The 21,036-nt window shown below is 64.4% G+C and carries 13 protein-coding genes and 1 pseudogene; 5 read left to right on the top strand and 9 right to left on the bottom strand.

Annotation, left to right across the window (positions count from 1 at the left end; genetic code table 11):
- Window positions 1–6 precede the first annotated feature (6 nt).
- Window positions 7–822, bottom strand: a complete 816-nt coding sequence (locus tag XI03_RS09680) for an AraC family transcriptional regulator (RefSeq protein ID WP_271592023.1) — start codon at window positions 820–822, stop codon at window positions 7–9.
- A gap of 993 nt (window positions 823–1,815) precedes the next feature.
- Here XI03_RS09680 and XI03_RS09675 point away from each other — a divergent pair.
- Window positions 1,816–2,781 (top strand): DUF2971 domain-containing protein, encoded by a 966-nt coding sequence (locus XI03_RS09675; protein WP_271591975.1) that lies wholly within the window; start codon window positions 1,816–1,818, stop codon window positions 2,779–2,781.
- 566 nt (window positions 2,782–3,347) lie between these two features.
- A pseudogene (locus XI03_RS09670) lies at window positions 3,348–3,592 on the top strand (Ku protein); the annotation flags it as partial.
- A 67-nt stretch (window positions 3,593–3,659) separates the two neighbouring features.
- Here XI03_RS09670 and XI03_RS09665 read toward each other — a convergent pair.
- Window positions 3,660–5,033 (bottom strand): tyrosine-type recombinase/integrase, encoded by a 1,374-nt coding sequence (locus XI03_RS09665; RefSeq protein ID WP_271591974.1) that lies wholly within the window; start codon window positions 5,031–5,033, stop codon window positions 3,660–3,662.
- 163 nt (window positions 5,034–5,196) lie between these two features.
- Here XI03_RS09665 and XI03_RS09660 point away from each other — a divergent pair, with 163 nt between their 5' ends.
- Complete coding sequence (locus XI03_RS09660) at window positions 5,197–6,657, top strand: sensor histidine kinase (protein WP_028143013.1); 1,461 nt, start codon at window positions 5,197–5,199, stop codon at window positions 6,655–6,657.
- A complete protein-coding gene (locus XI03_RS09655) occupies window positions 6,654–9,638 on the top strand; it encodes a bifunctional [glutamine synthetase] adenylyltransferase/[glutamine synthetase]-adenylyl-L-tyrosine phosphorylase (protein ID WP_271591973.1) in 2,985 nt (994 codons plus the stop codon). Before XI03_RS09660 ends, XI03_RS09655 begins: the two co-directional genes overlap by 4 nt.
- On the opposite strand, the gene XI03_RS09650 is transcribed toward XI03_RS09655, so the two are convergent.
- The 5 genes from XI03_RS09650 to XI03_RS09630 are packed head-to-tail and all read right to left on the bottom strand — an operon-like array spanning window position 9,598 to window position 15,563.
- Complete coding sequence (locus tag XI03_RS09650; protein WP_028143015.1) at window positions 9,598–9,828, bottom strand: formate dehydrogenase subunit delta; 231 nt, start codon at window positions 9,826–9,828, stop codon at window positions 9,598–9,600. The two genes, XI03_RS09655 and XI03_RS09650, sit on opposite strands and share 41 nt — an antisense overlap.
- Window positions 9,818–10,645, bottom strand: a complete 828-nt coding sequence (gene fdhD / locus XI03_RS09645; protein ID WP_271591972.1) for a formate dehydrogenase accessory sulfurtransferase FdhD — start codon at window positions 10,643–10,645, stop codon at window positions 9,818–9,820. The genes XI03_RS09650 and fdhD overlap by 11 nt, the downstream gene beginning before the upstream one ends.
- 4 nt (window positions 10,646–10,649) lie before the next feature.
- The gene (gene fdhF, locus XI03_RS09640) at window positions 10,650–13,523 is read right to left on the bottom strand and encodes a formate dehydrogenase subunit alpha (protein WP_271591971.1); all 2,874 of its coding nucleotides are present in this window, start codon (window positions 13,521–13,523) and stop codon (window positions 10,650–10,652) included.
- A gap of 10 nt (window positions 13,524–13,533) precedes the next feature.
- A complete protein-coding gene (locus tag XI03_RS09635; protein ID WP_271591970.1) occupies window positions 13,534–15,090 on the bottom strand; it encodes a formate dehydrogenase beta subunit in 1,557 nt (518 codons plus the stop codon).
- Window positions 15,087–15,563 (bottom strand): formate dehydrogenase subunit gamma, encoded by a 477-nt coding sequence (locus tag XI03_RS09630; protein ID WP_212429478.1) that lies wholly within the window; start codon window positions 15,561–15,563, stop codon window positions 15,087–15,089. The genes XI03_RS09635 and XI03_RS09630 overlap by 4 nt, the downstream gene beginning before the upstream one ends.
- Before the next feature lie 224 nt (window positions 15,564–15,787).
- On the opposite strand from XI03_RS09630, the gene XI03_RS09625 reads away from it, so the two are divergent.
- Window positions 15,788–16,681 (top strand): LysR family transcriptional regulator, encoded by an 894-nt coding sequence (locus XI03_RS09625; RefSeq protein ID WP_028143020.1) that lies wholly within the window; start codon window positions 15,788–15,790, stop codon window positions 16,679–16,681.
- A 170-nt stretch (window positions 16,682–16,851) separates the two neighbouring features.
- On the opposite strand, the gene XI03_RS09620 is transcribed toward XI03_RS09625, so the two are convergent.
- The gene (locus tag XI03_RS09620; RefSeq protein WP_212429479.1) at window positions 16,852–19,182 is read right to left on the bottom strand and encodes a PAS domain-containing sensor histidine kinase; all 2,331 of its coding nucleotides are present in this window, start codon (window positions 19,180–19,182) and stop codon (window positions 16,852–16,854) included.
- Between the two features lie 225 nt (window positions 19,183–19,407).
- Window positions 19,408–20,781 (bottom strand): cation-efflux pump, encoded by a 1,374-nt coding sequence (locus XI03_RS09615; RefSeq protein WP_271591969.1) that lies wholly within the window; start codon window positions 20,779–20,781, stop codon window positions 19,408–19,410.
- Window positions 20,782–21,036: the final 255 nt, after the last annotated feature.

Here is a 21,036-nt window from a genome sequence, read left to right as displayed (position 1 = left end):
CGCTGGTCAAGGCGTGGTCGAGGTGCCGCTCATCTTTCGATCGGCCAGGTATCGGCGAGGACTCTTGCCCAACGCCTTCTTGAACATGGTGATGAAGGCGCTCGGCGTCTCGTAGCCGAGATCCTGCGACACCGTCTGAACCGATATTCCCACCGACAGCCGCTGGAGCGCAACCAGGATATGCAGACGCTGGCGCCAGCGGCCGAACGTCAGGCCCGTCTGCTTTTGGATGAGGCGCGCCAGCGTCCGTTCGCTCATCGCATAGCGCTCCGCCCATTCGTCGAGCGTGCTGCGGTCGCCAGGATCTCGCAGTAGAGCGGTCGCCAGCTGTTGCAGACGAATGTCGCGCGAGATTGGCAGATACATCTGCTCGGAATCCATCTGCACCAGTTCGTCGAGGAGGACCTGCGCGAGCCGGCTGGTCGGCCCGCCTACGGAATATAGAGGGGGGAAAGAGGCAAGCCTGTCGATCAGCTCACGCACAAGGGGTGAGATCGTGAATGTGCAGCATTCGGACGGCAGCTTCATCGCTCGGGGATCGATGAAGACGCAATAGATCTTGCCGAATGACGAGACGCAATTGCTGTGCTGCACGCCACCGGGGATCCAGACGGCCCCTTGCGGCGGAACGATCCACAGCCCGTCGGGCGCCCGGCACATGACTGAGCCGCGCGAGGCGACCACCAGCTGCCCCTTCCGATGCGTGTGCATCGGAAGTTCATCGTCATTTTGTCGTGTCTCGATGGCGATGGAGACAACCGGACGATCGAGAAAGTCGGGATCGAGCGGCTCGTAGTTGATTCGTAAGTCCGGCAGTTGCATCATGCGAAAGCCGGCTTCATCCCGTGATGCTTTTGCCTGCATTTCAGATGGGCGGTACACGACCTTGCTCCAATAAGTGCGGCTGCTCAGCAACCTCGGCGCATTGATCGTTGCTGCCGCGAGATTGTCACCGAGCATATCGAATCCTGCTTGGACACGCCAATGGCAAATCGCCGCTCTTCATGGAATCGCAGCATGATCTGCCGTGGCTGGCGTAATCCGCGGCAGAGAAGGCGGCGCTAGAAAGTAGTGAGCCGATTTCGGCAGGAACTGCTTGCGGCGGTGATGGTATTCATCGTTCCGTCGGACCTCCGCAGCGGGGGTGCCATGGTGTTGGGAAACGATGGGGAAGCCAAGCTCGAGGCGCGTTATACTGACTGTTCAGGAAATCGAGTTCGCGTTCGCGTGCAAGACATTCGTTCTCGAAATGGACCCGCGCGCAGGGAATCAAATTATCATCGAGGGTGATGCCATCGCCGTCCCTGATTCTGGGAAAACCAGGCGAGCCTTTCTGCATTATGGCCTTACACGCCTCTTGCGAGTTTTTAATAAGGCAATCGGGCAACGGGCGATTCCGCTAGAGCAAGTTCCGGGGCTCATCTCCAACCTTGCCATATTCAACGAGAAAATTCTTCGCGCCTTTGACGTCGTTGCCGAGTGACAAATAGACTCGCCAGGAGCATCGCTACTGTCACACCAGAATGACCAGCAGAGATTCAAGAAAGCTTTGGAAAGAGCTTAGGGTGCACCATAAGCACCGCCGCACCATTGCTGGTAAAGATGGGTTACAAGCCTGAGGCAGGATGGTGGGCGCAAAAGGGATCGAACCTTGGACCTCTCCCGTGTGAACCACAATCCGTAGATCCGAGCTAACCAAATCCGGCCATAGTAGGCGCAGCGCTAGGTCGAAATCCACTGTAACACCCACCGTGTTGCCACCCGCCCCATTCGTAACCCAAACCCCCGAACCCGAATCGCTGGTCAGGAGGAGCCATGGCAGAAAAACGAAACGTTCCGAGGCGGCTGTTCAAGTACCGCGCGTTCAATAATCTCACACTCGATATGATCATTGCGGACAATCTCTTTTATGCCGATCCGAGCACATTCAATGATCCGCTCGACACGCGGCCGTCGCTCAACACCGATCTTCCCGCCACAGACCTCGAGCGCGCGTTACGCCAACTCGTCGAGCGGCGCGTCAGCGCGGAGATGAAAGCCGCGGCTAAGACAATCAGGTACAAAGGTCCGAAAACCCTGGATCATATCGATCGACTTAGCCGCCTACAGGCCGATCGGATCATTTCGGAAATCAGCTACAACGCTACCGACCCAAGCTATGAAATAGATGACCCTCTTCAGTTTTTGCTTGGTAGCTATCTGGAGAAGGAACTGCTGCTGCAATATGACAAGGGCATTGTGTCTATGGGGCAGCGCGCCACCTGCCCGTTGATGTGGAGCCACTATGGCGATCAGCATCACGGTGTCTGCATCGGCTACTCGGTGCCGTCTGATGCGCACGATGATCTCCATAAGGTAAAGTACGGCGGCACGCGGCTCGTCGATGCCAGCAAGGTCCTAGCGATGCTCGACGGCGACAAGGACGCTCGTCGTCAGGTCGACGAGGCCGTTCTGTTGCGAAAGGCGGCGAGCTGGCGATACGAGCAGGAATGGCGTTTGATTGGACCGCGCGGGGTGCAGCGTTCCCTACTGGAGCTCGAAGAGGTGATTTTCGGAATGCGCTGCAAGGAAGCCGTGAAGTACGCTATCGTCACGGCGCTGGATGGCAGGCGACGCCCCGTTCGTTTCTATGAAATGCGCGAACTCCACGGGACCTTCAATTTGAAGAAATATCCGCTGGACGACGGAGAAATGAGGGCCTTTTTTCCGAGGCGATCTCGTGACATCCACGAAGCATTCCAATCCGCCGCCGCTTCCTACGCGGAGGGGCAATCGTCGTGATGGATTTGCCTCGCATAGAAGGATGCTCACGACTCCCGTATCCGCTGATGAGAGCTGGCCTGTCTGGCGGTTGTGGCAGTCGGAAGCCCAGCTGCGGATAGGGCGTTGTCGACTACGGCTCTCACGCTCTCCATGCTGCTGAATTCAATGGCGAGTGCGATCATCGAGCGTATACAAGCCCAGGGGGCGGGGGGCTCGTGAACCGAGCCGCGCAGCGTCTCGACCTTGCTGCTTCGATTCCTCGCGTTAGAGCTTTGGTGCTCCTCGCCGGGGACACTCGGAAAAGGGACTCGCCTGCGGCGATCGCTATCACTGCCCCGTTCCCGGGTGCCGCTATTGAACCGGTCTCGTCGCTACACTCGGACCCGCGTGCCCCTTCGGGTCGCTCTATGCTCACGCTCTCCGGGTGCCATTTTCCGTTGAGGCGATGCTCCCCTAGCGCACGCCTGATCGGGCCTGCGGCCCAGGCAGATTGTGAGACTGGGCCGCCGCTTCCGCGCTGGCCGTTCTTTTTCGAGCGAGGAGGGTTGAGACCGGCTAAGGCGCAGCTTGGCGCATCTCGCCGAATCAACCAAAAGCGAGCCGTAAAGCCGATCACCCCCAAGTCAAAGCCGGTACCGAGCAACGTCGTCGACTTAATGGAGGCGCTGCGGCGGTCTGTGGGGCAGGAGGCGGCACCGGCAAAGGCGGCCAAGAAGCCGAAGAAGGCCTCCGTCGGACAGAAGAAATGCTGATGCCAATCGAATGCAAGAAGCCAAAGGAGGCAGGGGCGAAGAAGTCGGCGCCGCTGCCGCAGCAAAAGTCGGCCTAAGTGCTATCGTATTTATCACCGGCAGCACCGACGGACTCGGCCGGGACCCGGCCGAGTCGCTTCCTCGTTAGGCGACCAGTCTGAGCTTCTGTCGCTTTCTTTCGGCCTGCTGCTTCCCTGACGCATTCTCGCGCGACTTGATGAAGTCAGCCCACGCCTGGAGCACCTCGCGTCGCCGCTGGATCATCTCGCTGTCCCAATACGACAGCTCGGCCTCGTCGCCGACTCGATGCGACAAGCAGAACTCAAGGACTTCGCGGCGAAAATTGTGCTCTTTGTTGTCTGCGCCCCAGTTTCTGAAGCTCGTGCGGCAGCCATGCATGGAAGATTTGACGGCGGTGCGCTCGATAGCTCCAACAAGGGCGTTCGCCCGGAACGGCTGATGTTCCTCAGCGTGGTCCGAGGGGAATACATACTTATCTGTGCGCCGCATCGATTGGATGATCTCGATGGCCTGATGCGACAGCGGAACGAGATGCGGTTTGGGCTCTAGGTCCCCCTTTATCTTCATCTTCTCAGCCGGAACCATCCATGTCTTCGCCTCGAAGTCGAGTTCGGTCCATTCCATGAGCCGGATTTCTTGGCTGCGCGACACGGTGAGGATGCCCACTTCTGCGCAGCGCGCGGCATTGCCGGGATCAGAGCGCAGCCCTGTCATCATTTGCGGCATCTTCGTGTATGGCGCGGACCGATGTCCCTTTTTGCGATTCAGCTTGCGGGGTGACGGCAGTAGGTGTTTGAGGTTGCCGCGCCATGCGGCCGGATTCTCACCTGAGCGAAGCTTCAAGGCTTTGGCAGCGTCCATCAACCGCTCAATTCGCTGGCGCGTCCGCGACGCTGTGACAGGCTTGACGGTCCAGGTCGGCTTGAGTGCCTCCAACACGTGCTCGGTGGTAATCTCGTGGACTTTCTTCTCGTGCAAGCTCGGCACGTCGCGGATGGAGCGCTGCCATTGGGATAACTCCTCTTTGGACAAGCCCCGGCACCAATCAGGGTACTGCTCTTCCGCAAATTCCTTGAATGTTTTGCTGCCTTGAGCGGTCGCCCGCTTCTTGACGCGCGGATCGATACCCTCGCGCTTCAATGCGACTTTATATTCGCGGGCCTTCTCGCGCGCGCGGCTTAGGGTCAGAACGTCACCCCCTGCGCTGTCGCGGTCGCCAGCCTTGGCGAACTCCATCTGCGCCCGCTTGCCCTCGAGGTCCGTGAAGCGGAAGGCCCACACCCGATCACCGCTCGCGCGCACGACCAGATAGAGACCCCCGGTGTCCGCATGAACGCCAGCTTGCAGGGATTTAACTTGGTTCGAATTGAGCGCCACTTTAACGTTCCCCTTTCGCTTACCACTTACCGGCACGGATGCTTTGGCCGTCACCGTCAGTAATTCCACGGGAACCGGTGCGGATGTGTGACCATCACGGATACTTTCAAAAGGAGCCATGCGCCACCTTACCACTTTTTTACCTGGGCCGGCTGGCGTTCGGCGGTTTTAGGCGAAGACAGACGATAGCTTGTAAGCCCAAGATACTGTAAATAAAAGAGAATGCGAAGGGTGACGATGCTCGGTGATAGCAGACACAGCACTGAAATTGGATACATGATCCGTGACGGCATTCGGTAAACTCGTCCGCACCACGGCGTTCCGGCTGACGCTGGTCTATCTGCTGCTGTTCGCGATGTTCGCGGCCTCGCTGCTGGCCTATTTCGCCTGGAATACGCGGCGGCTGATCACCGAGGAAATCACGCAGACGGTCAATGCCGAGACCTCGGAGATCTCCGAGATCTACGGCCGCCGCGGCCTGCGCGGCCTCGTGCTCGCGATCGAATATCGGGCGCTACGCCCGGGCGCCAACCTCTATCTCGTGACGACGCCCACAGGGCAGGCGATCGCCGGCAATGTCGGCTCGCTGGCGCCGGGCGTGATGGCGACACGCGGCTGGTCGGAGACCGCCTACCGGCGGATCGAGGACGCCGATGACCGCGACCATCGTGCGCTCGTGCGCGTCACCGAACTGGAAAACGGCTTCCGGCTTCTGATCGGCCGCGACCTCGCCGAGCGGCGTCGCCTGTTCGGCATCGTCGCCAAGGCGGCGCAATGGTCGATCCTGATCGTCGTCGTGCTCGGTCTCGGCGGCGGCATCTTCGTCGCGCGCCGCGTGCTGAGGCGCATCGACGCGATGACCGGGACCGCGCAGCGCATCATGACCGGCGATCTCAGCGGGCGTCTACCGGTGGGGCGTAGCGGCGACGAGCTCGACCGCCTCGCGGAAAACCTCAATGCCATGCTGGAGCGGATCGAGGCGCTGATGGCTGGCTTGAAGGAGGTCTCCGACAACATCGCCCACGACCTCAAGACGCCGCTGACGCGCTTGCGCAACCGCGCCGAGGAGGCGCTGGCGAAATCGGGCTGCGAAGCCGATTACCGCGCCGCGCTGGAGCGGACCATCGAGGAATCCGACGGTCTGATCCGCACCTTCAACGCGCTGCTGATGATCGCGCGCGCGGAGTCCGGGCAGGCGCGCGGCAACATGGATGATTTCGATGCGGCCGATGTCGCAAACGGCATCCACGAGCTCTACGAGCCACTGGCCGAGGACGACGGCATGACCCTGAAGGTCAGGTGCGAGCCGACACCGGTTCACGCCAATCGCGAGTTGATCAGCCAGGCGCTCGCCAATCTTGTCGAGAATGCGATCAAATACGGCAAGCCGGTCGCACAGACCGGTGGAACCGTGGTCAGCATGGATGCGAGGCCGATCACGATCGAGGCCAAACGCGACGGCGACAAGGTGCTGCTCAGCGTCACCGATCGCGGTCCCGGCATCCCCGAAGCCGACCGCGCGCATGCTGTCGAACGATTCGTTCGCCTGGAAGCGAGCCGCACGCTGCCGGGCTCGGGCCTTGGTCTCAGCCTCGCCTCTGCTGTTGCGACATTGCACGGCGGTGAGTTGAAATTGGGCGATGCCCAGCCCGGTCTCGTCGCCACGCTGGTGCTGCCCGCGCGCGCCGGGGCCGGCGACAGGGTTGCTCCGCCAATACCGGATGTGCCACAGAAGGTGGCATGAACCACTCCGCGCCGGGAAACGCGGACAAGCATGGTGAGAGGCTGGCCGCGCGGTTCGCGGAGGCTCCCCATATTGCCGCTTCCACAACCGACGAACGACGTCTTGAAAGCTGGCTGTCCGAGCTCGAGCCGGCCCAATCGGCGCGTCTCGAAACGCTGCTGGCGCATCCCTTTGCGCAGGATATCCTGGCAGGTATCGCGGAATTCTCGCCCTATCTGTTCGATCTGGTGCGCGCCGATGCCTTGCGCCTGATCCGGTTGCTCGAATGCGATCCGGATGCGCATCTGACGGCACTGATCGCGGAGGCGAGGGGGGCGGTGCTCGCGGCCTCTGACGAGGCCGAGGTGATGCGGCTGCTTCGCCGCATGAAGGCCGAGGCCGCGCTCCTGACCGCCTTGTGCGACATCGGCGGGGTCTGGCCGGTGATGCGGGTGACGGCAGCGCTCACGGACGTCGCGGTGTCCTCGGTGCAAGCGGCGCTCCAGTACCTGCTGCGGCAGGAAGCCGCACGTGGCAAGCTCACGCCGCCCAATCCCGAGGCGCCCGAGGAAGGCTGCGGGCTGATCGTGCTCGCCATGGGCAAGATGGGCGCGGGCGAGCTGAACTATTCCAGCGACATCGATCTCATCGTGTTCTTCGATCCTGATGCCACGACGCTCGCGCCCGATATCGAGCCGCAGCCGTTCTTCGTCCGGGTCACGCAGGGGATGGCGCGCATCCTGCAGCAGCGCACCTATGACGGCTATGTGTTCCGCGTCGATCTGCGCCTGCGTCCCGATCCATCCTCGACGCAGGTCGCGATCTCCAGGGACGCCGCGCTGGACTATTATGAGCGGGAAGGGCGCACCTGGGAGCGCGCCGCGATGATCAAGGCGCGCGCCTGCGCCGGCGATGCCAAAGCGGGTGAAGCCTTGCTGGCCGAGATCGCGCCTTTCGTCTGGCGCAAGCATCTCGACTTCGCCGCGCTCGCCGACGTCCACGACATGAAGCGGCAGATGCAGACCTATCGCGGCCAGAGCGAGGTCGCGGTGGAAGGGCACAATGTCAAGGTCGGTCGCGGCGGCATCCGCGAGATCGAGTTCTTCGCGCAGACCCAGCAATTGATCGCCGGCGGCCGCCATCCGGAATTGCGGGTGCGGCCGACGCTCAGGGCGCTCGACATTCTCGCGTCCAGGAACTGGATCACCCCTGCTGCGCGCGACGAGCTGACCATTGCGTATGAATTCCTGCGCCGGGTCGAGCATCGCCTCCAGATGATCGCCGACGAGCAGACCCACGCGCTGCCCGAAGACAAGGACGCGGTCGAGCGTTTTGCGCGCTTCTTCGGCTATACGGATCGCGAGGCCTTCGCGGGCGAGCTGCTGCGGCAGCTCAAGATCGTGCAGGGGCACTACGAAAAGCTGTTCGAAGGCGACGATCCGACCGGCACGGCCAGGCTGCCCGCGCTCGACTACAGCGCAGGCCCCGACGATCCGCGCCTGCTCCAGCACCTGGCGACGCTCGGGTTCAAGAAACCGGCCGCCGTCGCGCAGACGGTGCGCGACTGGATCACCGGCGACTACCACGTGTTCCGCAATGAGGCGACGCGCAGCGCCTTCGTCGAGTTCGTGCCGGCCCTGATCGACGGTCTCGCCCATGCCGAGGAGCCGGATCGCGCCGTCGTGGCGTTCGATCAATTCCTTGGGGCGCTCCAGCGCGGCGGCCGGCTGATCACGCTGCTCGGCCAGAACCGCGAGCTCGTCGCGCTGGTGGCGCTGGTGCTCGGCGCTGCGCCGCGGCTCGGCGAGATGCTGGCGCGGCAGCCGCAGCTCATGGATGGCCTGATCGATCCGCGCTTCTTCGGCGCCATGCCGGACAGGCAGGAATTGTCGGGACGGTTAGCTGCGACCGTGCAGGATGCTGGCTCATACGAAGAGTTCCTCGATCGCCTGCGCCTGTTCGGGCAGGAGAGCCTGTTCCTGATCGGCACGCGCATCCTCTCCGGCACCGTGTCGGCGCAGCAGGCCAGCACGGCCTTTGCCGATGTCGCCGAAGGCATCGTCCACACCGTGCACGGCCTCGTTGCCGACCGCTTCGCGGCCCAGCATGGCCGGATCAAGGGACAGGAGACCGCGATCATCGCGATGGGCCGGCTCGGCAGCCGCGAGATGACGGCCTCGTCCGATCTCGACCTGATCCTGCTCTACGATTTCGACAGCGACAATCCGGACTCGGACGGACCGAAATCGCTGCAGGGCGCGCACTACTTCGCGCGCTTCACGCAGCGGCTGATCAGCGCGTTCACGACGCGCACCAACTACGGCGTGCTCTACGAGATCGACATGCGGCTGCGTCCTTCAGGCCGCGCCGGTCCCGTCGCCTCGAGCCTGGTCTCATTCGCGGATTACCAGGCCAACGAGGCCTGGACCTGGGAGCATATGGCGCTGACGCGGGCGCGCGTGGTGTCGGCTTCGCCCGAATTCCGGGAACGGATCGAGCGCGTCATTCGCGACGTCCTGACCCGTCGCCGCGATTCCGCCATCACCGCCAACGACGTCGCCGACATGCGGCGCGCCATCGCCCAGGAGAAGGGCGAGGCCGATTGCTGGGACCTCAAACATGCCGCCGGCGGCATGGTCGACATCGACTTCATCGCGCAATATCTGCAGCTCGTGCACGCTCACGACAAGCCGGAGATCCTCGACGTCAGCACGATGCAGGTGCTGGACAATGCATGCAGGCTCGGCGTCCTTCCGCAATCGGAGACCGAGATCTTGCGCGCCGCGGCGCGGCTCTATCACGACCTGACGCAGATCCTGCGGCTTTGCGTCAGCGACCGCTTCAAGCCCGAAACCGCCGGCACCGATCTGCAGCGTGTGATGGCGCGCGCCGGCGACGCGCCGGATTTCTCGTCGCTGGAGGCGCGTGTGAAGGAGACCCAGAGCGAGGTGCGGCGCGTGTTCAGGGCGCTGCTGGAAGGGACGTCGCCTTCAACGAGCTGAGCGCCTGGCGGACGTCAGGCTCCAGGCCCGCGCCGCCGGCGTCGAGATGGGCGAAGATCGCGCGCTTCATCCGAGGATCCCAGAACTTCTTGATGTGCTCGGCAATCCCCGGCACAGCCTTGCCGTGGCCCTGGCTCTCGAAGAACTTGCCGATCTGGTTGGCCATGTAGATCAGGCGGTCAGGCGACATCGGCAACCTCCGTGGCATGGCGAGCGGCGACCCGGTCACCATGCGAAAACACTTCGAACCCGTCCTGGCGGGCAATGGCGATCAGCGTGATGCCGGCGGCCTCCGCAGTGCGTACTGCGAGTGCGGTGGGCGCGGACACCGCGACCATCACCGGCGCGCCGATCGCGGCGGCCTTCTGCACCATCTCCACCGAAACGCGGCTCGTAAGCAGCACCATGCCGCCGCGCGTATCCGTGCGGCTGCGCGCCAGCGCGCCCGCGAGCTTGTCCAGCGCATTGTGGCGGCCGACATCCTCGCGCAGCGCGACGATGTGGCCGGTAGTAGACCAGAACGCGGCGGCGTGAACGGCGCGGGTCTGCAGATTGATCGATTGCAGCGGCGCGATCGCCTGCATCGCCGCCATGATCTCTTCCGGCGTGAAGGTCTGCCCCTGCGGCACGACCGCCGCGGGGCGCACGGCTTCAGCGATGGACTCGATACCGCAGATGCCGCAGCCGGTGGGCCCCGCGATGTGGCGGCGGCGCTCGCTGATGAGTGCCGCATCTTCAGACGTTAGCCACATCCTGAGCTCGATGCCGTCGTCGAGGCGAACGACGTCGAGCGATTTGATGTCATCGACCGACTTGATGATGCCTTCGCTCAAGCTGAAGCCGACGGCAAAATCTTCCAGGTTCTGCGGCGTCCCCATCATGACGGCATAGGTGCCGCCATTATAGGTCAGCGCCAGCGGCGTCTCCTCCGGAATGAACCGCGTTCCTTCGGACGCGACGCCGTTGCGCCAGATTCCGCGATCAATCGCCTGGACAGCTACATGCATGCGGTTACTCCGCTGCCTCGGCTGGCGCGATGCGGCGGGACTGCCGCGCCTGCGCGTCATAGGCCTTCTGCCAGTCGGACGGGCCGTTCGAGGGCGAGACATCGACCGCCGTCACCTTGTATTCGGGGCAGTTGGTGGCCCAGTCCGAATAGTCGGTCGTGATGACGTTGGCCTGCGTGTCCGGGTGATGGAAGGTGGTGTAGACGACGCCGGGCGCGACGCGGTCGGTGATCTCCGCACGCAGCGTGGTCTCGCCGGCACGGCTCTTCAGCCGCACCCAGTCGCCGTCGCGCACGCCGCGCTGCTCGGCATCGTGCGGATGGATCTCGAGACGATCCTCGGCGTGCCAGACCACGTTCTCGGTGCGCCGCGTCTGCGCGCCGACATTGTACTGGCTGAGGATGCGGCCCGTGGTGAGCAGCAGCGGATAGCGTGGGCCGGTACGCTCGTCGGTGGCCACATATTCGGTGACCACGAACTTGCCCTTGCCGCGAACGAAGCCGTCGATATGCATCACCGGCGTACCCTCCGGCGCCTTCTCGTTGCAAGGCCACTGCACCGAACCAAGCTCGTCGAGCTTGGCGTAGGAGACGCCAGCGAAGGTCGGCGTCAGCGCCGCGATCTCGTCCATGATCTCGGATGGGTGGCTGTAGTTCATCTCGAAGCCCATCGCCTTGGCAAGGCCGATGGTGACCTCCCAGTCGGCCATGCCGTTCTTCGGCGTCATCACCTTGCGCACGCGCTGGATGCGGCGTTCGGCGTTGGTGAAGGTGCCGTCCTTCTCGAGGAAGCTCGAGCCGGGCAGGAAGACGTGGGCGTAGTTCGCGGTCTCGTTGAGGAAGAGGTCGTGGACGATGACGCACTCCATTGCGGACAGTGCAGCCACAACGTGCTTGGTGTTGGGATCGGACTGGAGGATGTCCTCGCCCTGCACGTAGATCCCCATGAACGTGCCTTCGACCGCGGCATCGAACATGTTGGGAATGCGCAGGCCCGGCTCGGGGTTGAGCTTGACGTTCCACAGCGCCTCGAACTGGTCGCGCACCGCGTCACCGGAGATGTGGCGGTAGCCGGGCAGCTCGTGCGGGAACGAGCCCATGTCGCAGGAGCCCTGCACGTTGTTCTGGCCGCGCAGCGGGTTCACGCCGACGCCGGGACGGCCGATATTGCCAGTGACCATCGCAAGGTTCGCGATCGCGATCACGGTGGTCGAGCCTTGGCTGTGCTCGGTGACGCCGAGGCCGTAATAGATCGCTCCGTTGCCGCCGGTGGCGTAGGTGCGCGCGGCTTCGCGCAGATCCTTCGGGTTGACGCCGGTAAGGATCGCGGTGGCTTCCGGGCTGTTCTTGGGCTGCGCGACGAACGCCGCCCACTCCTCGAACTCGCTCCAGTCGCAACGTTCGCGCACGAAGGCTTCGTTGACGAGGCCTTCGGTGACGATGACATGCGCCAGCGCGGTCATGACCGCGACGTTGGTGCCCGGCATCAGGGGCAGGTGCAGCGCCTTCACATGCGGCGATTCCACCATCTCGGTGCGGCGCGGATCGATCACGATCAGCTTGGCACCCTGGCGCAACCGCTTCTTCAGGCGGGACGCGAACACGGGATGAGCGGAGGCCGGATTGGCACCGATCACGAGGACGACGTCGGTGTCCTCGACCGAGTCGAAATCCTGCGTGCCGGCGGAGGTGCCGAAGGTGGTGGCGAGGCCGTAGCCGGTCGGCGAGTGGCAGACGCGGGCGCAGGTGTCGACATTGTTGTTGCCGAAGCCGGCGCGGATCAGCTTCTGCACCAGATAGGTCTCTTCGTTGGTGCAGCGGGACGAGGTGATCCCGCCGATGGCATCGCGGCCGTATGTCTTCTGGATGCCGCGCATCTTGGCGGCCGCGAACGAGAACGCCTCGTCCCAGGACACTTCGCGCCAGGGATCCTCGATCCGTTCGCGGATCATCGGATTGAGGATGCGTTCGCCGTGGTTGGTGTAGCCCCAGGCGAAGCGGCCCTTGACGCAGGAATGGCCGCGATTGGCCTTGCCGTCCTTGTAGGGCACCATGCGCACGACTTCCTCGCCGCGCATCTCGGCCTTGAAGGTGCAGCCGACGCCGCAATAGGCGCAGGTGGTGACGACGGAGTGCTCGGGCTGGCCGATCTCGATCACCGACTTTTCGGTCAGCGTTGCAGTCGGGCAGGCCTGCACGCAGGCGCCGCAGGAGACGCATTCGGAGCCGAGGAAGCTCTCGCTCATGCCCGGCGAGACGCGGCTGTCGAAGCCGCGGCCGGAGATAGTCAGTGCGAAGGTGCCTTGCACCTCCTCGCAGGCGCGGACGCAGCGCGAGCAGACGATGCACTTGGAGGGATCGTAGGTGAAATAGGGGTTGGACTCGTCCTTGGGCATCCAATTGTCGTTGGAGCAGCCGCCCGATTTGGCGAAGACGTGGTTCTCGCCGTCATAGCCGTAGCGCACGTCGCGCAGGCCCACGGCGCCCGCCATATCCTGCAACTCGCAGTCGCCGTTGGCGCCGCAGGTGAGGCAGTCGAGCGGATGGTCGGAGATGTAGAGCTCCATCACACCCTTGCGCAGCTTCTTCAGCCGCTCGCTCTGGGTGTGCACGACGAGGCCGGGCATCACCGGCGTGGTGCAGGAGGCCGGCGTTCCGGCGCGGCCCTCGATCTCGACGAGACAGAGACGGCAGGAGCCGAACGCGTCGACCATGTCGGTGGCACAGAGCTTTGGGATCTGGTGGCCCGCGTCCATCGCGGCCCGCATGATCGAGGTGCCCTCGGGCACCGTGACCTCATTGCCGTCGATGGTCAGCGTCACCATCGTTTCCGATTTGGAAGCCGGCGTGCCGAAGTCGATTTCTTCGATCAGAGACATTGTCGTTCTCCTATTCCGCGGCTTGAAGCGTGGTCGGTGCGGGTGCGAAATCTTCCCGGAAGTGCTTCAATGCGCTGAGCACGGGGTAGGGCGTGAAGCCGCCGAGCGCGCAGAGCGAGCCGAATTTCATGGTGTTGCAGAGGTCTTCGACCAGCGCGAGGTTTTCGTTGACGCGCTCGCCGTTGATGATCTTCTCGATGGTCTCGACGCCGCGGGTCGAGCCGATCCGGCACGGCGTGCACTTGCCGCAGGATTCGACGGCGCAGAACTCCATCGCGAAGCGCGCTTGCTTGCGCATGTCGACGCTGTCGTCGAACACGACGATGCCGCCATGGCCGATCAGGCCATCGCGCGCGGCGAAGGCCTCGTAGTCGAATGGCGTGTCGAACAGGGCACGAGGGAAATAGGCGCCGAGCGGACCGCCGACCTGCACGGCGCGGACCGGCCGGCCCGTGAACGTGCCGCCGCCGATGTCGTCGACGAGCTCGCCGAGCGTCACGCCGAAGGCGGTCTCGAACAGCCCGCCCTGGCGGATGTTGCCGGCAAGCTGGATCGGCATCGTGCCGCGCGAACGGCCCATGCCGTAATCCGCGTAGGCCTTGGCGCCTTCGGCGAGGATGAAGGGGACGGCCGCGAACGACAACACGTTGTTGATGACGGTCGGCTTGCCGAACAGGCCGTGATGCGCCGGCAGCGGAGGTTTTGCACGCACGATGCCGCGGCGGCCTTCGAGGCTCTCCAGCAGCGAAGTTTCCTCGCCGCAGACATAGGCGCCAGCGCCGACCCGCACTTCGAGGTCGAAGCTGTGGATGGATCCGCCGATCTTGTCGCCGAGATAACCGCCTCGCTTGGCAGTCCGGATCGCAGCGTTCATCGCTTCCACCGCATGCGGATATTCGCTGCGGATGTAGATGTAGCCCTTGGTCGCGCCGACGGTGATGCCGGCGATGGTCATGCCCTCGATCACCAGGAAGGGATCACCTTCCATGATCATGCGGTCGGCGAAGGTGCCGCTGTCGCCTTCGTCGGCATTGCAGACGATGAACTTGCGGTCGGCCTTGGCCTGCGCGACCGTCTTCCACTTGATGCCGGTCGGAAAGCCGGCGCCGCCGCGGCCGCGCAAGCCCGAGGCCGTGACTTCGTTGAGGATCGCATCCGAGCCGAGCGACAGTGCCCGCTCCAGCCCCTTGTAGCCGCCATGGGCGCGGTAGTCGTCGAGCGAGCGCGGATCGATCACGCCGCAGCGGGCGAAGGTGAGGCGGGTCTGACGCTTCAGCCAGGGGAGCTCTTCGGTCGCCCCCAGCCGCAACAGATGCGGCGTGTTGCTCGCGAGCGCGTCGAGCAGGGACGGCACATCGGCTTTAGTGACCGGGCCGAACGCGATGCGGCCTTGCGGCGTCGCTACCTCGACCAGCGGCTCCAGCCAGTACATACCGCGCGAGCCGGTCCTGACGATCTCGATCGCCACGCCGCGCTTGGCTGCAGCCTGCTCCAGCGCCAGAGCAACTTCGTCGGCACCGACGGCAATCGCGCCGGCGTCGCGTGAGACGAACAGACGCAAGCTCATCGCTGTGCCTCCACAATCAACGCATCGAGGCGCTTCTGATCGAGCCTGCCGATGAGGCGGCCGTCGAGCATGGCGGACGGTGCGGTCGCACACAGGCCGAGGCAGTAGATCGGCTCCAGCGTGACGCGATCGTCGGCCGTGGTGCTGCCGAGTGACACGCCGAGCTTTGCCTCGGCCCGCGCCGCCAATGCATCGCCGCCCGCGGCCTGGCAGGCTTCCGCGCGGCAGAGCTTCAGCACATGGCGGCCGGCCGGCTTGTGGCGGAAATCATGATAGAACGTGAAGACGCCGTGGACCTCGGCGCGCGACAGATTGAGCGCTTGCGCCACCATGGGAATGGCCGCCTCCGGCACGTAGCCGAACGCCTCTTGCAGCGCGTGCAGGATGACCAGCGTCGCACCCTCCCGGTTGGCGTGTTCGGCGATGATTTCGGCGCCGCGCGTCTCGTTCCAAGGCTCAAAGACCGCTGTCATTCTTCGTTCTCAACCTGAGCGTTTCCTCGGTGCAAACTAGTTGGAATCATTCGCAGATCAATAAAGCTGTCCCGTGCTGCGATTGCGAATTCGGATCGATTTGCAACCGCAATCGACCGATGCGAATTGGTAATGAAAGTTGTATCGGTTGCCGGTTTTTGCGTGTTGCTGCAGGCCCGGCGTGCTAGCTTGCATGCCACGATGGAATCCGAGGGGACGACCGGTTGATCGACAAGCTTGAACTATTGCTGGCGCTGGCGAAGGAGCGGCATTTCGGACGCGCGGCGGAGGTCTGCGGCGTGACGCAACCGACGATGTCGACCGGGCTCAAGCAGCTCGAGGAGATCCTCGGCGTGATGCTGGTGCAGCGCGGCTCCCGCTTCCAGGGGTTCACTCCCGAAGGTGAGCGGGCGCTCGACTGGGCGCGGCGGATCGTCGGCGATGCCCGCGCGATGCGTGACGAGATCAACGGGCTGAAGCATCAGCTCTCCGGCGAGATCCGCATCGCGGCGATTCCGACCGTGCTCGGCATGGTCGCGGCGCTGACGACGCCGTTTCGCGCCCGGCATCCCGAGGTGCGCTTCCGTATCCAGTCCACCACCTCGTCCGAGGTGCTGGGGCTGCTCGAAAATCTCGAGGTCGATGCGGGGCTGACCTATATCGAGAACGAGCCGATCGGCAAGGTGCGCACCATTCCGCTCTACAATGAGAGCTACCGTCTTCTCACCGCGCCGGACGGCATGTTCGGCGACCGCGAGACGGTGACTTGGACCGAGGTCGGGCAGGTGCCGCTGTGCCTGCTGACGCCCGACATGCAGAACCGCCGCATCATCGACCGCGCGCTGCGTTCGGTCGGTGCGGAGGCGACGCCGACACTGACCTCGAACTCGCTGCTGGTGCTGTTCACGCATGTGAAGACGGGACGCTGGGCGAGCGTGATGCCGGCCAAGCTTGCCGAGACGCTCGGTCTGTCCGACACGGTGCGCTCGATCCCGATCACCGATCCCGACGTCAATTACAGCATCGGCATGGTGATCCCGCAGCGCGATCCGATGACGCCGCTGATCGCGGCGCTGGTCAATGTCGCGAGGGAAGTCGCGCCGTCGCTGCAATTGTAGATTCGAGCAAGCGCCTCGTCCTTCGAGACGACCGCTTCGCGGTCTCCTCAGGATGAGGCTCTACCCCCGTCGCGCTCCCTTGGAACTGCTGCCGCGTACTCCGCCCTCATCCTGAGGGCCGGCCGCAGGCGGGTCTCGAAGATGGCCGCAGGCGCGTTTCCCGCCGCGCGCTAAGCCGCGGCCGATATCCCGGACGCCGCCTTGATCGCGTCGCGTGGCAGGGTCACGCGCACGACGGTGCCGACCTCGAGCTTGGAGCGCAGCCGCATCGAGCCGCCATGGAGCTGCGCCAGCGAGCGGGCGATCGCGAGGCCGAGGCCCGAGCCGTGATAGGTCTTGGTGAGCTGGCTCTCCACCTGCTCGAACGGGCGGCCGAGCCGCGCCAGCGAATGCGGCGCGATACCGATGCCGGTGTCGGCGATCATCAGCACGATCCGGTCGTCGAGCTGCCGGCTGCGCACCACGATGCGTCCGCCGTCCGGCGTGAACTTCACCGCGTTGGAGAGCAGGTTGACGATGATCTGCTTGGTGGCGCGGCGGTCGGCAACGACGGAGATGGATTTTGCGATGTCGGCGTCGAGCGTCAGGTGCTTGTCCTGGGCCCGGCCGGTGACGACCCGCAAGGATTCCGCCAGCGTCTGCGCCAGGTCGAGCTCTTCCATGTCGAGCTTCATGCGGCCTGCCTCGATCTTGGACATGTCGAGGATGTCGTTGATGACCTCGAGCAGATAGTGGCCGCTGGTCAGGATGTCCTGGCAATATTCCTGGTACTTCTCGCTGCCGAGCTCGCCGAACATGCCGGAGCCCATGATCTCGGAGAAGCCGATGATGGCATTCAGCGGCGTGCGCAGCTCATGGCTCATATTGGCGAGGAATTTCGACTTGGTCTGGTTGGCTTCCTCGGCGCGGGTCTTCTCGCGCTGGTACTTCTCGGCGAGGTCGGCAAGCTCGACCGCCTGGCGCTCCAGCGCGGCCTGCGAGCGCTTCAGGTCGATGACGGTGGCGCGCAGGCGCAGATCGTTGTCGACCAGCTTCTGCTCGTGCTCCTTGATGCGGGTGATGTCGGTGCCGACCGAGACGTAGCCGCCGTCCTTGGTGCGGCGCTCGCTGATGTGCAGCCAGCTGCCGTCGTCGAGCTGCGCTTCGAAGGTGCGCGCGCCGGGGCCTTGGGCGGCGGTCTCGTTGTGGCGGGTGCGCACCTCCGGCATGCGGCCGACCTCGAGCACGGTCTCGTAGGAGGTGCCGGGGATCACGGCGGTGTCGGGCAGCTTGTGCAGGCGCTGGAAGTGCGAGTTGCAGAGCACGAGGCGGTCGCTCGCGTCCCACAGCACGAAGGCCTCCGGAATTGTCTCGATCGCGTCGCGCAGGCGGAGGTCGGCTTCCACCGTCCTCTCGGCGAGGCTCTTCTGCTCGGTGATGTCGACGGCGATCCCGATCAGGTGCACGCTGGAATCGGTCGCCCCGCGCGTCTTCTCGCAGCGGACGCGGAGCCAGATCCAATGGCCGTCGACATGCTGCATGCGGAAGGTCTGGTCGATGTGGTCGATCTTCTCGGAGATGAGCTGGTCGGCGATCGCGAACAGGTCGATGTCGTCGGACTTCACCAGCGCGTTGACCTCGCCGAAGGTGAGGAGCTCGTTGCGGCCGTCGAGGCCCAGCATCGAGAACATCGATTGCGACCAGAATATCCGGCCGCGCGACAGGTCCCAGTCCCACAGCCCACAACGGCCGCGGTTGAGGGCGGTGTCGATCCGGCCGCGCACGGCGTCGTTGATGAGGTCGCCTTCGCGGGCGCGGGTGGACTGCCAGTGGAAGGCGAAGCCCAGGATCAGGACGACGAATCCTGTCGTCGCCGACAACGTCACCGAGAGCGCGGCGTCCGAGCCCCAGATCGGCTCGTTGCGCTCCTGGATCACGGTGACGAAGCCGGGCAGCGACTTGATCTGCCGCGAGGTCGCCATCGCGGCGTTGCCGCTCGGCAGCGTCATGTCGGAGACGTTGCCGTCGCGCGTCGGCGCCGCGAGCAATTGTGCGGTCGTGATGGCATCGAGCAGGCGGTCGTTGCCGGAAGGGTCGCTGTCGACCGGGACGCGGGCGAGGAGACGGCGATCGACGCCGGCCGAGGTGACGATGACGTGGCGGCCCGAGGCCGTGCCCCAGGACGGGATCATATCCGGCAACAGCGCCGGCAGGCTCTCGATGTTCTTGAGCCGCTCCTGTCGCGCCGAGGTGAGGCGGTCGATGCGTTCGGCGAGCAGGTCGGCCAGCGCCGAGATGTCGTGCCGGATCACCAGCCGCTTCTGACGCGTCTGATCGACGACCTGCACGAACGCGCCGAGGCAGATCGTGATCAGGAACGCGATGATGAGCGTCGGCACGGCGCGACGAAGCGCCGGCTCTGCAATCAAGAGCCGATGATAGGCAGGTTTCGCGATCGATTGCGCCAATCCCTTGATCGAATCGGATTGGACGCACGCGTTCGCGGCGTCTGCACGCGACATGCCTTCGGCCCCCTAAAAACCTGCTTGCAACTGAAGTTCGGAGGCAGCCCCACATCGCTTCCGAATCACAGCGATTTGAATCCAGTTTTCGCGGGGTGTCGAGAGTCAATGAATCGTTAACGCGTAATTATTCTTATCCAATGCGCAGTTTGCGTAGCGCGCGTCCGCAAACGCACGGGCGCGAGGAGTCCGAAACGAGAACGTGCGACTCCTTGCGCGCTCCCGTCACGCACGCGGCGGTTCGGCGTGGCTGATCACGCGCTTCACGCTCGGGAACGCGCGCCGCAGCGCGCGCTCGATGGCGTCGACGTGCTCGTGCACCTTGATCACGCTCATCGACGGCGCGGCGCGGCAGTGGAAATTGACGATCTCGCCGGCGTCGGTGTTGCGGACGCGCACATTATGGATGTCGTGGATCTCGCTGCCGGCGGCGTATTCAGTCAGCGCGGCGGCGATGGCCTGGACGCGTTCCGGCGTGGCATCGACCCCGAACGGCAGTTCCGGCTCCAGCGGCTCGATATGGACGTCGACCTCGACGTCGGCGCCGAACTCCTCCTGGATGTTCCGCTCCAGCGTGTTGGCGACGTCATGGGCTGCCTCCAACTGCATGCCGGCGTCGACCTCGAGGTCGATGCTGACGATCAGCTTGGCGCCGAGATCGTGCACCGTGACGTGGTGGACGGCGAGGCCCGAATTATGCGCGATCACCATGATGCGGTCGCGCACGGTCTCGTTGTCGCGGGCGACGGGGACGGCGGTGAAGGTGAGGTCGGCATCGCCGAATACCTTGTCCACGGCGGCCTGCGCGCTGCGCTTGATCTCCTCGACGCGGTCGATCGGATAGGTCCGCGGCACCTTGGCGATGGTGTCGATGAACGTGGTCGCGCCGACCATGCGCACGCGCAGCCGCTCGACGTCGATCACGCCCGGGACGCTGCGGATCGCGGCCGTGGCCTTCTCCTGCGCACCCTGCGGGGCGCGGTCGACCAGCGTCTGCACGGTCGAGCCGGCCATGCGCAGGCCGAGCAGGGCGATCATCACGGCAACCGCGGCGGCAGCGGCCGCGTCGCCCCACCAGAAGCCGAGGGCGGCGAGGATCAGGCCGATGATCACGGCGAACGAGCCCATCACGTCGGAGGCGAAATGCAGCGCGTCGGCGGCGAGCGCCTGGCTCCTGGTCTCGCGCGCGGCGCGGTGCAGGGCGCGGGCGCGCCAGAGATTGACGACGATGTCGATCACCAGCACGACGAACGGCACGGCCGAAATGGTCGGCGGCGGGGTTCCCTCGCGCAGCCGGCTGTAGGCCTCGACCAGGATGCCGCCGGCGAGCACGTAGAGCAGGGCGGTCACACCGAGCGCCGAGACGCTCTCCAGCTTGCCGTGGCCGTAATGGTGCTCCTCGTCGGCCGGCTTGTCGGACACCCGCACCACAGCCCAGGTGATGATGGTTGCGACCAGGTCGATCGAGGAGTGCAGGGCCTCGGAGATCAGCGCGAGCGAGCCGATCGCGATGCCGACCGCGAACTTGGCCGCCGCCATGCCGCCGCTGGCGAAGATGGAGATCGCGGCGACCGAGGTTTTGCTGTGCTGGGAGGTCATGGCGGGGGATTTAGCAGCCTAGCGCGGGACATCAAGTGATGATCCACAGGAGTAGTCGCTAGTGATTTGCAGGAGCAATCCGCGTCGTGCCTAGTCTCGTAGCCCTGTAGGGTGGGCAAAGGCGCGTAGCGCCGTGCCCACCACTTCCATCCATCACAAACAGATCGTGGGCACGGCGCGCGAAGAGCGCGCCTTTGCCCACCCTTGTATTAGCGCGCCGGATTAGAATGGCCTGGTTCCGTGAGGAATGGCCCA

The organism is Bradyrhizobium sp. CCBAU 65884 (genome assembly GCF_028128835.1).
Taxonomy (GTDB): Bacteria; Pseudomonadota; Alphaproteobacteria; order Rhizobiales; family Xanthobacteraceae; genus Bradyrhizobium; species Bradyrhizobium ottawaense.
The sequence above is the reverse complement of the archived record's forward strand: the minus strand, read 5'-3'. Positions and strand labels throughout refer to the sequence as shown.

What these genes read in the sequence shown, in the direction of transcription:
- XI03_RS09620 (WP_212429479.1), bottom strand. Translation starts at nt 19,182, where the DNA reads ATGTCGCGTGCAGACGCCGCGAACGCGTGCGTCCAATCCGATTCGATC.
- XI03_RS09655 (WP_271591973.1), top strand. Translation starts at nt 6,654, where the DNA reads ATGAACCACTCCGCGCCGGGAAACGCGGACAAGCATGGTGAGAGGCTG.
- XI03_RS09615 (WP_271591969.1), bottom strand. Translation starts at nt 20,781, where the DNA reads ATGACCTCCCAGCACAGCAAAACCTCGGTCGCCGCGATCTCCATCTTC.
- XI03_RS09675 (WP_271591975.1), top strand. Translation starts at nt 1,816, where the DNA reads ATGGCAGAAAAACGAAACGTTCCGAGGCGGCTGTTCAAGTACCGCGCG.
- XI03_RS09635 (WP_271591970.1), bottom strand. Translation starts at nt 15,090, where the DNA reads ATGAGCTTGCGTCTGTTCGTCTCACGCGACGCCGGCGCGATTGCCGTC.
- fdhD (WP_271591972.1), bottom strand. Translation starts at nt 10,645, where the DNA reads ATGCATGTAGCTGTCCAGGCGATTGATCGCGGAATCTGGCGCAACGGC.
- XI03_RS09630 (WP_212429478.1), bottom strand. Translation starts at nt 15,563, where the DNA reads ATGACAGCGGTCTTTGAGCCTTGGAACGAGACGCGCGGCGCCGAAATC.
- fdhF (WP_271591971.1), bottom strand. Translation starts at nt 13,523, where the DNA reads ATGTCTCTGATCGAAGAAATCGACTTCGGCACGCCGGCTTCCAAATCG.
- XI03_RS09665 (WP_271591974.1), bottom strand. Translation starts at nt 5,033, where the DNA reads ATGGCTCCTTTTGAAAGTATCCGTGATGGTCACACATCCGCACCGGTT.
- XI03_RS09650 (WP_028143015.1), bottom strand. Translation starts at nt 9,828, where the DNA reads ATGTCGCCTGACCGCCTGATCTACATGGCCAACCAGATCGGCAAGTTC.
- XI03_RS09680 (WP_271592023.1), bottom strand. Translation starts at nt 822, where the DNA reads ATGCAACTGCCGGACTTACGAATCAACTACGAGCCGCTCGATCCCGAC.